Origin of the sequence: Thiomonas sp. FB-6, from assembly GCF_000377645.1 — a bacterium.
Classification (GTDB): Bacteria; Pseudomonadota; Gammaproteobacteria; order Burkholderiales; family Burkholderiaceae_C; genus Thiomonas_A.
The window spans coordinates 36,456-49,273 of sequence record NZ_KB898474.1; the positions used below are offsets into that span (position 1 = coordinate 36,456).

Genomic DNA, 12,818 nt, shown 5'->3' on the forward strand with positions numbered 1-12,818 from the left:
CGAAGCATCATAAGGGTTGCGCCCGGCCCTACGATCTGGTCTCCGGGCCGGGGGCCGCGCCGAGGCCGAGCCGGTAGGCCAGCGCGGCGAACAGGCATTGCGCCAGGGCCATGGTGCCCGCCAGGGAGCGAAAGCCGAAGCGGCTGCTGTCCTGCACCAACAGGTGGCATTCGGCCGGCCCGGGCGAGCGGCCCAGGCGGGTGTCGGAAATCGCGATCAGTCCGGCGCCTCGGGCACGTGCGTCGTCCACGATCGCCAGCAGATCCGGCGCGTGCGGCGCGGAGGAAATCGCCACCAGCACGTCGTCGCGCCGGATCGAGCGCGCCTCGCCTTCCTGCATGCCTCCCAGTCCGGTAATCAGTCCGACGCGCTTGTCGGTGTGCCGAAAGGCATGGTCCAGGTAGGCGGCGATGGGGAACAGGCGTCGCGAGCCGAGCAGCCAGATCGCATCGGCCCGAGCCAGCATGAGCACCGCGCGGTCGAAGGCTTGCGCGTCGAGCGCGGATTGGAGCCCGTGCATGGCACCGATCGATTCGTCGAGGAAGCCGGTGGCGATCTGCGCATTGCTCAACTGCGCGGGCGCATCCCTCGAGGTGGAGCTGCCCATCGCCTCAGTGCCTCCGTCCCGCGCGGCGATCCGGCGCTGCGGCCAGGGCGATCGCGAATCCTTGCATGAAGTCGTCTCCTCGGCTGCGAACGGATCCAGCGCGTTCCCGGATGGCGAAGGTGGGGCGCTGGTGCGGAGTCCGCGGCTCGAAACGCGCGGTCTTCAGTCGCAACTGTAGAGCAAGACGAGAAAAAAATGAAAATGTTTTCTAGGGAATTTCCCTAAAATCCGGAAATTTTCACTTTGCCGGGCGAATCCCGACGGTGCCGCGCTCAGGAACCGGCGGCGCGCGCCTCGGCCGGATCCGCGGGCAGGGCGCTCAGGCTGCGCGCGATCTCCACCACCAGCGCCTGGCACACGAACATGGATGCGCTCAGCGAGCGAAAGCCCAGGATCTCGCCCTCGCGGATCTCGAAGCGGATCGCGCTGTCCTTGACGTGGCTGTGGGGCAGCGGATCGGAGATGGTCACGGTGGTGACGCCGCTGCGCTGGGCCGCCGCGATGACCTGGTCCGTCTCGGGGGCGTGGGGCGAGAAGGTGACCACCAGCAGGACGCCTCCGGCATGAAGGCGTCCGAGCGAGGGCGTGAGCAGGCCGGCGGACTGGTCGAGCATGCTGCAGCGCATGCCGACCTTCAGCAGCAGGTAGTGCAGGTAGGCGGCGACGGGAAAGGCCCTGCGCACGCCGTGCACCCAGATCTCGCTGGCGTTCCTGAGCAGCGCCGCGGTCTGGCGCAGGCGCTCGGGGGGCAACTCCATCGCGGTCGCGTGCACCGAGCGTTCGACCTCGCGTGCCAGCTCGGCCAGGAGGTTCGACGGGGCCGCGTGCAGCGGGTCCGCGGTCTGCGCGCTGCGGATTCTTTCCACGTAGTCGCGAGGGCGCGACACGTAGTGCTCGCGCAGCAGCGCCTGCACCTCCTTGAAGGTCGGGTAGCCCATGACCTTGGCGAACCGGGTCAGGGTGGACTGCGGAACGTGGAGCCGACTGGCCAGTTCGCGCGAGGTCTCGGAGGCCACCATCTGCGGCTCCCGCAGGAGCAGCTCGGCGACCTGGGCCAGCCTCGGGCTCAGCTTGCCCTGGTGCTGCTGCGTGGCGCTCCGCAGTCCTTCCACGGTAGCCGGCGCTGAGGTCAACAGGACTCGATTGGCCAAGACGATTCGCCTTCGTGGAAGCTGCCGCGAGAGTGGAAGTCAAAACTATTTCAATGCCGAATTCTACGCGGGTCCATGGCCTCGACCTGGATTTACTCTGAAAGGCCCCCGCTCCTAGTGAAAATATTTCAGCCGTAAGTGAAAGCCCGATTTCACTTCACGGCGTACCGACACTAAGCTGGGTTCCCAGTCCCACACCTCGCGGCGCTCGAACACGCCGGCGCTCCACGCACCATGTCGAAGATCCAACTGGCGATCAGCCCCCTCACCTGGTCCAACGACGACATGCCGGAACTGGGCGGAGAGATCGCGCTTGAGACCTGCCTCTCGGAAATGCGCCAGGCCGGCTTCACCGGAACCGAGATGGGCGCCAAGTACCCGCGGGACCCGCAGGTGCTGCTGCCGCTTCTGCAGCGCCACGGCCTGCGCCTGGCCTCGGGCTGGTGCAGCGGCAACCTGATGCGCGACGACGTGGAGACCGAGTGGAAGGCCATCGCGCCCCACGTGGCCCTGTTGCGCGCCGCGGGCGTCAAGGCCATGGTCTACGGTGAGGTCCGCAACACGGTGCATGGGGACATCCACAGGAAACTGTCCTCGCGGGTCGTGCTCGGCACCGAAGAGTTCCGGCGCTATGGCACGCGCCTGACGGCCCTGGCCGAGCGGCTGCTGTCCGAGCACGGCATCCGGCTGGCCTTTCACCACCATGTGGGCACCATCATCGAAACGCCGCAGGACGTGCTGCGTCTGCTGGAGTGCACCGGCGAGGCCGTGGGGCTGACCTTCGACAGCGGCCATGCCGCCTTCGGCGGCGCGGACCCGGCGGTCCTGCTGCGCGAGTTGGCCCCGCGCGTCGCCCATGTGCACTTCAAGGACGTGCGCCCGGCCGTCCTGCACCAGACGCGTGCCGCCGACAAATCCTTCCTCGACGCCGTGCTGGCCGGCGCCTTCACGGTGCCGGGCGACGGAGCCATCGCCTTCGAGCCGCTGCTGACCCTGCTCGGGCAGGCGGGCTATGAAGGCTGGATCGTGGTCGAGGCGGAGCAGGATCCGGCGCTGGCGCACCCGCTCACCTACGCCCGCCTGGCGCACAGGAATATCGCCGACCTGCTCGCCGCGGGCGGCTACAGCGCGCGCGACGGCGTCTGGGAGGCCTGAATGTCGGGCACCATCCGGCTGACCGTGGCCGAAGCGCTGGCGCGCTTCCTGCGCGCGCAGCGCATCGAGATCGACGGCCGTGCCGAGCCGCTGTTCGGCAGTGTGTTCGCGATCTTCGGCCATGGCAACGTGACCTGCCTTTCGCAGCCGCTGCTCGAAGGCGCCGACGAACTGCCGGTGTGGCGCGGCCAGAACGAGCAGTCGATGGCGCTGGCGGCGGTGGCCTACGCGAAGGCGAACCTGCGGCGGCGCATCGCCGTCGCCACCACCTCCATCGGTCCCGGCGCGAGCAATCTGCTGACGGCGGCCGGGGTGGCCCATACCAACCGCCTGCCGCTGCTGATGCTCTCGGGCGACGCGCATAGCAGCCGGCTGCCCGACCCGGTGCTCCAGCAGGTGGAGCATTTTCACGACCCGTCGCTCAGCGTCAACGACGCCTTCAAGCCCCTGGTGCGCTACTGGGACCGGGTGCTCACGCCCTCGCAGCTCGTGCAGACCCTGCCGCAGGCCGTGAGCGTGATGCTGGATCCGGAGACCTGCGGGCCTGCCTTCCTCGCGCTGCCGCAGGACGTGCAGGGCCGAAGCTACGACTTTCCCGAAGCCTTCCTGGCCACGAGGGTCCACCGCATCGCCCGTCCTCAGCCCGAGCCCGAACTCGTCGAGCAAGTGGCCGCGCTGCTTCGCCGCTCGGCGCGGCCGCTGATCATCAGCGGCGGCGGGGTCCATTACGCGCAGGCGACCGGCGCGCTCGAGCGCCTGGCCAGCGCGCACGGCATTCCGGTGGTGGAGACCATCGCCGGCCGGGCGGCGCTGCTGCAGTCGCACTCCATGAACGCCGGGCCGCTGGGCGTCACGGGCTCCGACTCGGCCAACGCGATGGCCGGACAGGCCGATCTGGTGCTGGCCGTGGGCACGCGCCTGCAGGACTTCAGCACCGGATCGTGGAGCGTGTTTCGCGATCCCTCGATGACCCTGGTGAGCATCAACGTCGGCCGCCACGACGCGGCCAAGCATTTCGCCGTGGCTTTGCGCGCGGACGCCCGCGCGGCGCTGGACGCGCTGCACGAGTCGCTGGGCGCCTGGCAGGCGCCGCGGTCGTGGGCGGAACAGGCCACGCAGCGCGCGGCGCAGTGGAAGCTGCAGGTCGCGCAGCGCACGCGCCCCACGCGCGCCACGCCCTCCTATGCCGAGATCGTCGGCGCGGTCAATCGCCTGATCCGGCCCGGGGACACGGTCGTGACGGCCGCGGGCGGCTTGCCCGCCGAGCTCAACATGAACTGGCTCAGCCCGCAGATCGGTTGCTTCGACATCGAATTCGGCTATTCCTGCATGGGCTACGAGATCGCCGCGGGTTGGGGCGTGAAAATCGCCCGCCCCGGGCACGAGGCCATCGTGCTGGTGGGCGACGGCAGCTACCTGATGCTCAATTCCGAGCTTTACAGTTCGGTGCTCAGCGGCCGCAAGCTCATCGTCGTGGTCTGCGACAACGGCGGCTTCGCGGTGATCGACAAGCTGCAGCGCAACACCGGCAACACCTCGTTCAACAACCTGCTCGAACACTGCCGCCGGCCAGGCAGCGAGGTGCCGCGGGTCGACTTCGTCCGGCACGCGAGCGCGCTGGGCGCCCGTGCCGAGAAGATTCGCGGCGCCGAGGACTTCGACGCCGCCTTCGCTCGCGCGCGAGAATCGGACATCAGCTACGTGATCGTGGTCGACGTCGACCCGGCGCGCTGGTCGGAGTGTGATTGCTGGTGGGAGGTGGGCCTTCCCGAGACCTCGCATTCGGCCGATCATGAGAAGGCGGTCAGGGAGTGGAACCAGGGGCGCGCGCACCAGCGTCGCGGCATCTGATCCAGGCCATCATTCACAACGGAGCGCGGTCCATGATGTTCGTCGAAGGTCGATTGCTGGAAAAGCCCCTGCGCTGGGGCATGGTCGGTGGTGGCAAGGGCAGCCAGATCGGTTACTCGCACCGCGATGCGGCCTCGCGCGACGGCCTCATGCAACTGCTCGCGGGCGCCTTCGACATCGACGCGACCCGCGGGCGCGAATTCGGTCAGGGCCTGGGCCTGGATGCCGGGCGCTGCTACGCCGACTACCAGGCCATGTTCGCGGCCGAGGCCACCCGGCCCGACGGCATCGAGGCCGTCACGGTCGCCACCCCCAACAACTCGCACTACACCATCTGCAAGGCGGCGCTGGAGGCCGGCCTGCACGTGATCTGCGAAAAGCCGATCACCATCGACGAGGCGCAGGCCGAGGAACTCCTGGCCTTGTCCCGGGCGCGCCAGCGCGTGTTCGCCGTGATGTACGGCTACACCGGCTACGAGATGGTGCACCAGGCACGCGCCATGGTGCGCAAGGGCGAACTGGGCGACATCCGCATCGTGCACATGCAGTTCGCGCACGGCTACCACGCGACCGAGGTCGAGGGCGCGGACCCCGGAACCCGCTGGCGGGTCACGCCGTCCACCTCGGGGCCGACCTACGTGATCGGCGACCTGGCCACCCACTGCTTCCAGCTGGGCAGACTGATCTCCGGGCTGGAGGTCGAATCCCTGAGCTGCATGCGCAGCAGTTTCGTGGCCTCGCGGGCTCCGCTCGAAGACGATGCGCACGTGCTGATGCGCCTGCGCGGTGGCGCCGTCGGCTCGCTGTGGGCCAGCGCCGTCAACGTCGGCAGCGCGCACGGCCTGAAGGTGCGCGTGGTCGGCTCCAAGGGCAGCGTGGAGTGGTGGGACGAGCATCCGAACCAGCTCAAGGTGGCCTTCGTGGGCCAGCCGGAGATGAGCTACGAGCGCGGGCATGGCTACCTCGATGCGTCCGCCCGCTTCGAGCGCGTCGGCGGCGGGCATCCCGCGGGCTACTTCGACTCCTGGGCCAATCTGTACCGCCGCTTCGCCCTGGCCATGTCCAGCGAGCCCGCGGCGCGCGAGGCGCTTGCCGGAGCGTGGATTCCCACGGTGGTCGATGGCCTGGAAGGCGTGCGCTTCATGGTGCGCTGCGCCCAGTCGGCCGATGCCGCCAGCCAGTGGATGCCCCTGGAGCGGATGCGGACATGAGCACCCCGTGCTTTCCCGCCGACCGTGCCACCGACCTGATCTGCCTCGGGCGGGCCGGAGTGGACCTGTACGCGCAGCAGGAGGGTACGCCGCTGGAGGAGGTGACGAGCTTTCGCAAGTCGGTCGGCGGATCGCCGGCCAACATCGCCACCGGCGCGGCCCGGCTCGGGCTGCGGGTGGCCATGCTCAGCGTGGTGTCCGACGACGGTTTCGGGCGCTACGTGCGCAAGTTCCTGGCCGACAACGCGGTGGACGTGCGCTGGCTGCGCACCGACACCAGCGGCGCGCTCAACAGCGTGGCCTTCACGGAGATGCGTCCCGAGGACTGCCGTGTGATCATCTACCGGCGCGATGCGGCCGACCTGCAACTGCGGCCGGCGGACGTCGACCGCGAGGCCATCGCCGGCGCGCGGACGTTGCTGGTCACGGGCACCGCGCTTTCGGCCAGCCCCAGCCGCGAGGCGGCGATCCACGCGATGCGCCTGGCACGGCAGGCGGGTGCCGTGGTGGTGCTGGACCTGGACTATCGGCCCTACGGCTGGAGCGGCGCGGACGAGGCCTCGGTCACGCTGGGCATGGCCTGCACCCTGTCGGACCTGGTCATCGGCAACCGCGAGGAATTCGCCGTGCTCGGCGAGGCAGGCTGCCGCGCTGGCGGGCAGCCCGATGCCGGGGTACGGGCCTTGCTCGACGCCGCGGCGCAGGCAGTCATCGTCAAGGACGGTCCGCGCGGCTGCCGCGTGCACCTGCGCGATGGCGCCATCTTCGAGCAGGGCATCTTCCCGGTGAAGTCGCGCAAGCCCTTCGGCTCCGGCGATGCCTTCGCTGCCGCCGTGCTGTGGGCGCTGATCGGCGGAGCTTCCTGGCAGGAAGCGCTGCGCTGGGGCGCCGCGGGCGCCGCGATCAACGTCAGCGGCGACGCCTGTGCCGAGGCCATGCCGACCCTGGCGCAACTGCGTGCCTTCGTCGAGTCGCGGGCGGCCGGCACGCCGCAAGCCGACCAGGCATTCATGGAGGATTCACGATGAGCCGACATATCCCGCCCCACGACAACCGCAACCAGCCCATCATCGGCGCCGGCGACCCGACGACCCCGCTGTGCTACTTCAACCACGTGCGGCTGCGGCGCGGCGAGCGCTTCGAGCATCAGGTTCCCGGCTACGAGACCATGTTGGTGCCCGCCACGGGCAGCTGCAACGTGAGCGTGGATGGGCACGCCTTCGTGGCCGTGGGCAAGCGTGCCCACCTGTGGGAGGGCGATCCGGAAGGCGTGTACGTGCCGGTCGGAGCCCGGGCCGAGATCGTCTGCGTCAGCGACAGCCTCGATCTGATGATCGGCGGCGGACGATTCGACCAGGCCCTGGAGCCCTTCGACGTGCGCCAGGGCGATGTGGACAGGATCCAGTACGGGTCGGACGACACCAAGACGCACCGCAAGATCAAGCACCTGCTCGGCCAGGCCAACTCCGGGCGCCGGGGCCGGCTTCTGGTCAGCGAACTGTTCACCGTGGGTGCGGGCGGCTGGTCGGGATTCCCTCCGCACAAGCACGATGCCGAGCGCGGTACGCAGGAGACTGAATTCCAGGAGGTCTATCAGTTCCGCTTCAACCCCGACCATGGCTTCGGCGCCCAGTTCGTCTACCCTCACGAGGACGACTACGGCCCGGTCTACCACGTGCGCAGCGGCAGCGTGATCGCGATCGACCGCGGCTACCACCCCAGTGTGGCGGCCCCCGGCTACGAGATGTACTACTTCACCGTCATCGTGGGCGCCCACTCGAAATCCCTGGTCCAGTATTTCGATCCCCACCATGCGTACCAGATCGAGACCATTCCCGGCATCAAGAACATGATCGCCAGGTTCAAGTGAGGGACCGGCCATGCTCGTGACGCTCAAGGAACTGCTGCCGGACGCGATCCAGGGCCGCTACGCCGTGCCCTCCTTCAACGTCTTCGGCAACGAGGAAGCGGTGGCCGTCATCGCGGCCGCCGAGCACCTGGGGCGCGGCGTCATCGTGGCCTGCAACAAGGACATGGCCGAGCACATGGGCGTGGCGGGTTTCGCCGGAATGATGCGCGGCCTCGCGCAGGAGGCGAGCGTCCCGGTGTGCCTGCACCTGGATCACTGCTACGAAGAGGACGTCGTGTTCGCCGCCCTGCGCGCGGGCTTCACCTCGGTCATGTTCGACGGCTCGCAAATGCCCCTGCAGGACAACATCTCGAGCACCGCGCGTGTCGCCACCGTCGCCCACGCCTTCGGCGCCACCATCGAGGGCGAAGTCGGCTCGGTTCCCTACACCGAGGGACGCGACCACATCCGGCACGAACTTACCGACCCGCAGGACGCCGCCCGCTTCGCCGAGCACAGCGGAGTCGACGCGGTGGCGGTCTCGGTCGGCAACGTGCACCGGATGACCACCGCCACCAGTGTCATCGACTTCGAGCGCCTCCAGCACATCGCCTCGCTGACCCGGCTGCCCCTGGTGATCCACGGCACCAGCGGGATTCGCGATGCCGACATGCGGCGCCTGAAGACCATGCGCGTGGCCAAGTTCAACATCGGCACGACCATGCGCATGACCTTCGCCCGAAGCCTGCGGCAGAGCCTGGCCGAGGACGATGCGCGCTTCGACCGGCTCACGCTGATGAAGCCGGTCGTGCGAGCCCTGCAGGCCGAGGCCACGCGCGTGATGCGGATGCTGGGCTGAGCCCGCCGGGCTCGCCCGGCCCTGCAAGCAACAGGAGGAAGACTCGTGATGATGGAACGCTTGGGCCGACGCTTGCGCATCGGTGTGATCGGCGGCGGTGCGGGCTCGTTCATCGGGCCGGTGCACCGGATCGCCGCCCGCCTGGACGGCAAGTACGACCTGGTCGCCGCGGCGCTGTCGTCGGACCCTCGGCGCGCGGCGGAGGAGGGCCGGCGGCTGGGCTTCGCGCCCGAGCGGGTGTACGGGTCGTGGCGGGAACTGCTCGCGCGCGAGGCCGGGCGCGAGGACGGAATCGACGTGGTGGCGGTGATGACCCCGAACGACAGCCATTTCGAGATCTGCATGGCCGCGCTGGACGCGGGCCTGCACATCCTCTGCGACAAGCCGCTGAGCACCGACGTGTCCAGCGCGCGCGAGCTTGCCGCCAGGGTGCGGACGGCGGGCGCCGAGTTCTGCGTCACCTATTGCTACAGCGGCTATCCCATGGTGCGGCAGGCCCGCGACATGGTGCGGGCCGGGGAACTGGGCGAGATCCGCCAGGTGCAGCTGCAATACGTGCAGGGCAACCTCGCGGAGCCCGGGCCTTCGAGCGGCTGGCGCATGCAGGGCGGCCGCGTGGGCGGCTCGCTCGTGCTGCTGGACATCGCCACCCATGCCTTTCACCTGGGCGCCTACGTCACCGGGCAGGACATCGCCAGCCTGTGCGCCGACGTCGGCGCCACGCGTCCGGGCGGGGAGGTGGACGATTACGTGGCCACGCTCATGCGCTACGCCAACGGCGCGCGCGGCTCGCTGTGGGTGACCAATGCCGCGGCGGGTTCCGAGCATGGACTGAGTTTTCGCATCCATGGCGACCTGGGGGGGCTCGAATGGCACCAGGAGGAGCCGAACCGGTTGTTGCACCGCCGCGCCGGCGGCTTCGACCAGGTGCTCACGCGGCGGCTCGATCCGGCGATGAGTCCGGGCGCGCTGCGTTCGACGCGTGTGGCGCTGGGCCACCCAGAGGGCTACCTTGAAGCCTTCGCCAACCTGTACGACGAATTCGCCGAGGTGGTGGCGGCGCGCCTGAAGGGCGATCGCCCGCCGGCCGAGGCCGACCTCTTTCCCGGCGTGCTCGACGGCGTGAAGGGGCTGCTGATCGTGGAGGCTGCGGCGCGAAGCGCCCGCAGCGGAGCCTGGGAGCGCGTGGAGGCGCCATGAGCCGGCGCGCCCGCCCCGCAGGGCGGGCGGCGATGCCCGGCCGGTCCGCGGCGGTTCGGGCCCGCGGGTTCAGGAACAGGCTTCGAGCGTGAAAACGCGGGCGGGCGGGACATTGGCCCAGACCAGGTGCGTGGAGCACTGCCTGAGGCCCGAGGGTTCGTAGTGCAGCCGGTTCCGCAGGTCGTAGGTGAACTGCACGGCGCATCCGCCCAGTCGAAGCACCTGCCCCCATTGCGCGACGATGGTTCTCGCATCGGCCTGCGGCAGCGAGCGCAAGGGCAGGCTGGACACGATGGCGTCGACCCGCGCGCGGGGCGGCACGAGTTCCGTGAGCCGGCGCGCATCGCCGTGCAGCACGGTCACCGAGGGAAACTTCCGGCGCAGGTGCCGGACGAAGTGCGGCGAGCGCTCGACCACCACGAGCCGCTCCGCGGCGATGCCATGCTCCAACAAGGCCTGGGTCACCGCACCCGTTCCCGCTCCCAGTTCGACCACCAGGCCATCGCCGCAGCGCGGGACGCAGGCGGCCATGCGGCGGGCGAGGCGACCTGAACTGGGCCATACGGCCCCGACCGCCGCGGGATGGTGGATCCACTCCCGCAGGAACATGGAGGGCACGATGCGGCGCATCCTGCGGCGCAGGCGCGCGACGGCCGGATGGGGCCGCAACTTCCTTCGACGAAGCCGGTCTTGAAGCGGTCCGAGATGGTTCATGAGTTCCCGAGCATGGATTCCAGGCCTGCCACGCGGCCAGCCGCATTATCGGCGGCAATTCTTAGGGCCGACATAGCCGACGCACGGGGGCAGCGCGCGCGCTCTTCCAGCGCGCCGGCGCCCATGCCATCACGGCGGGGAGCTTGCCGGCGCCGCGACGCTCGGGGCGGGGCGCCAGTAGGTCTTGTAGGGAAGGAACTTGCCCGACAGCGCGATGCGGGCGCGGTCGCCCGCGGGGTTGGGCTCGCGCTGCAGGTCCATGCTGAAGTCGATGGCGGACATGATCCCATCGCCGAACTCCTCGTGGATCAGTTCCTTCAACGTGGTGCCGTAGACGGAGATCACCTCGTAGAAGCGGTAGATCAGCGGGTCGCTCGGCACGGCCGTCGGCAGGCATCCCTTGTAGGGGACCACCTGCAGCAGCGCGACGGCCTCGGCGGGCAGGCCGAAGATCTCGCCCAGCACCGCCGCCTGCGCCGCGGCCGTGCGGCCGCGTCCGCGCTGGCCGCGGGGCCCATGGCCCTGGTGCGGCGAGGACCGCGGTGGTGCATGGACCCGGCTGCGGCGCACCGGGGCGGTGCGGGCCGGCCTGGGGCCGCGAGGCTCCAGCTAGGCGCGCGCCTGCATACCGGATTGCGTGGAGTTGGCACGCGGATTGCATGCAATCCCCGCGACGCCCTCGGCACGCCGGGCCGCGCCCAGACTTCCCGCAACTCCCGGAGCACCCGCCATGAATCGCCGCACTTTCGCCTTCGCCTTGCTGCAGCCCCTGTTCGCCGCCGCCGTGTTCGCGGCCCTTGCCACCCCGGCGAGCGCAGCCGACGACCTTGCCCGCATCCAGCACGACAAGGTCCTGCGCGTGGCGATCCCGACGGACTTTCCACCTTACGGCTTCGTCGACAGTTCCATGAAGCCCCAGGGCCTCGACGTGGCCATGGCCGAGTACGTGGCGCAGCAACTGCACGTGAAGGCCGAGCTCGTGCCCGCCACCAGTTCCAACCGCATTCCCTACCTGCAGTCCGGCAAGGTCGAGCTGGTGATCTCCACGCTGGGCAAGACCGCCGATCGGGAGAAGGTGATCGACTTCAGCCATGCCTATTCGCCGTTCTTCCTGGCGGTGTACGGGCCCGCATCGATGGGCCTGCACGACCCGGCCGAGCTGGCCGGCAAGAGCATCGCGGTGACCCGCGGCTCCGTGGAGGACATCCAGCTCAGCAAGGTCGCGCCGGCAAGCACGCAAATTCAGCGCTTCGGCGACAACGCCTCGACCATCTCGGCCTTCGTGTCCGGGCAGGTCCAGCTGGTCGCCACCGGGGTGTCCGTTGCCACGACCATGATCCAGAACAATCCCGCGCTGCACGCGCAGCTGAAGTTCGTGCTGAAGGACTCTCCGAACTTCATCGGCATGGCGAAAGGCCAGCCGGCGCTGCTGGCGCGCGTGAACGCGATCGTGGACCACGCCAAGGCCGACGGCGAACTCGACAAGCTGTCCGAGCACTGGCTGGGGCGCCCGGCCGGCAATCTGCCGCAGTGACCCCGGCGCTGGCTGCCTGAGGGATCCGCCATGAACCTCGACTTCGTCGCCGTGCTGCGCCAGTGGCCGCTGCTGGCCTCCGGGCTGGCCTGGACCGTCGCACTGACCCTGCTCAGCACCGTGTTCGGCATGGTGGCGGGCATCCTGCTGGGCTGGGCGCGTGCCGCACGCAGCCCCGCGCTGCGCGCGCTCACGGGGGTGTATGTCGAGGCGATCCGCAACACTCCGTTCATTGTCCAGCTTTTTTTCGTGTTCTTCGGCCTTCCCAGCCTGGGCCTGCGACTATCGCCGGCGCAGGCCTCGGTGCTGGCGATGGCGGCCAATCTCGCCGGCTACTCGGCCGAGATCGTGCGCGCGGGAATCCAGTCGATCCCGCGAGGCCAGCTCGAGGCGGCCGCGAGCCTGGCCCTGAGCACGCGCCAGTCCTTCGTGCACGTGGTGCTGCCGCCGGCCCTGCGGCGCGTGTGGCCGGCGCTGACCGGCCAGATCATCATCGTCATGCTGGGCTCGGCGGTGTGCAGCCAGATCTCGACCCCCGAGCTGTCCTACGCCACCTACCTGATCGCCTCGCGCAGCTTCCGCAGTTTCGAGGCCTACGCCATCGCGGCCGTCGCCTACCTGCTGCTGGCCATCGCCGTGCGCCAGTTGCTGGCCCGCATCGGCAAGACCCTGGCCTTCCGGAGCTGA

At 69.5% G+C, this 12,818-nt stretch carries 13 protein-coding genes; 9 read left to right on the top strand and 4 right to left on the bottom strand.

The genetic code is table 11. The features are described from left to right. Positions 1–28: 28 nt before the first annotated feature. Together D466_RS20725 and D466_RS0105770 are read right to left on the bottom strand one after the other, a co-directional pair. Complete coding sequence (locus D466_RS20725; protein ID WP_018912763.1) at positions 29–607, bottom strand: MurR/RpiR family transcriptional regulator; 579 nt, start codon at positions 605–607, stop codon at positions 29–31. Positions 608–879: 272 nt separating this feature from the next. Beyond that, positions 880–1,719, bottom strand: a complete 840-nt coding sequence (locus D466_RS0105770) for a MurR/RpiR family transcriptional regulator (protein ID WP_018912764.1) — start codon at positions 1,717–1,719, stop codon at positions 880–882. 273 nt (positions 1,720–1,992) lie between these two features. On the opposite strand from D466_RS0105770, the gene iolE reads away from it, so the two are divergent. The 7 genes from iolE to D466_RS0105805 are packed head-to-tail and all read left to right on the top strand — an operon-like array spanning position 1,993 to position 9,883. Then, positions 1,993–2,913: a myo-inosose-2 dehydratase gene (iolE, locus tag D466_RS0105775; RefSeq protein WP_018912765.1), complete on the top strand. Its 921-nt coding sequence runs from the start codon at positions 1,993–1,995 to the stop codon at positions 2,911–2,913. Continuing rightward, on the top strand, positions 2,914–4,764 hold the full coding sequence (iolD, locus tag D466_RS0105780) for a 3D-(3,5/4)-trihydroxycyclohexane-1,2-dione acylhydrolase (decyclizing) (RefSeq protein WP_018912766.1): 1,851 nt from the start codon (positions 2,914–2,916) through the stop codon (positions 4,762–4,764). 32 nt (positions 4,765–4,796) lie between these two features. Next, positions 4,797–5,975 carry a Gfo/Idh/MocA family protein gene (locus D466_RS0105785; protein ID WP_018912767.1) on the top strand — a complete coding sequence of 393 codons (1,179 nt, stop codon included), beginning with the start codon at positions 4,797–4,799 and terminating at the stop codon, positions 5,973–5,975. After that, the gene (gene iolC, locus D466_RS20730) at positions 5,972–7,003 is read left to right on the top strand and encodes a 5-dehydro-2-deoxygluconokinase (protein ID WP_018912768.1); all 1,032 of its coding nucleotides are present in this window, start codon (positions 5,972–5,974) and stop codon (positions 7,001–7,003) included. The genes D466_RS0105785 and iolC overlap by 4 nt, the downstream gene beginning before the upstream one ends. Then, positions 7,000–7,845: a 5-deoxy-glucuronate isomerase gene (locus D466_RS0105795; RefSeq protein ID WP_018912769.1), complete on the top strand. Its 846-nt coding sequence runs from the start codon at positions 7,000–7,002 to the stop codon at positions 7,843–7,845. The genes iolC and D466_RS0105795 overlap by 4 nt, the downstream gene beginning before the upstream one ends. 10 nt (positions 7,846–7,855) lie before the next feature. Then, positions 7,856–8,683, top strand: a complete 828-nt coding sequence (locus D466_RS0105800) for a class II fructose-bisphosphate aldolase (protein WP_018912770.1) — start codon at positions 7,856–7,858, stop codon at positions 8,681–8,683. Positions 8,684–8,731: 48 nt separating this feature from the next. Beyond that, on the top strand, positions 8,732–9,883 hold the full coding sequence (locus D466_RS0105805) for a Gfo/Idh/MocA family protein (protein WP_018912771.1): 1,152 nt from the start codon (positions 8,732–8,734) through the stop codon (positions 9,881–9,883). Positions 9,884–9,952: 69 nt separating this feature from the next. Here D466_RS0105805 and D466_RS0105810 read toward each other — a convergent pair whose 3' ends face one another. Both D466_RS0105810 and cynS read right to left on the bottom strand, forming a co-directional pair. Beyond that, the gene (locus D466_RS0105810; RefSeq protein ID WP_231385671.1) at positions 9,953–10,492 is read right to left on the bottom strand and encodes a class I SAM-dependent methyltransferase; all 540 of its coding nucleotides are present in this window, start codon (positions 10,490–10,492) and stop codon (positions 9,953–9,955) included. Between the two features lie 234 nt (positions 10,493–10,726). Further along, positions 10,727–11,167, bottom strand: a complete 441-nt coding sequence (gene cynS, locus D466_RS20735) for a cyanase (protein ID WP_231385669.1) — start codon at positions 11,165–11,167, stop codon at positions 10,727–10,729. A 160-nt stretch (positions 11,168–11,327) separates the two neighbouring features. Between cynS and D466_RS0105820 the strand changes: the two genes are divergently transcribed. Further along, positions 11,328–12,131 (top strand): transporter substrate-binding domain-containing protein, encoded by an 804-nt coding sequence (locus D466_RS0105820; protein ID WP_018912774.1) that lies wholly within the window; start codon positions 11,328–11,330, stop codon positions 12,129–12,131. Positions 12,132–12,161: 30 nt separating this feature from the next. After that, positions 12,162–12,818 (top strand): amino acid ABC transporter permease, encoded by a 657-nt coding sequence (locus D466_RS0105825; RefSeq protein WP_018912775.1) that lies wholly within the window; start codon positions 12,162–12,164, stop codon positions 12,816–12,818.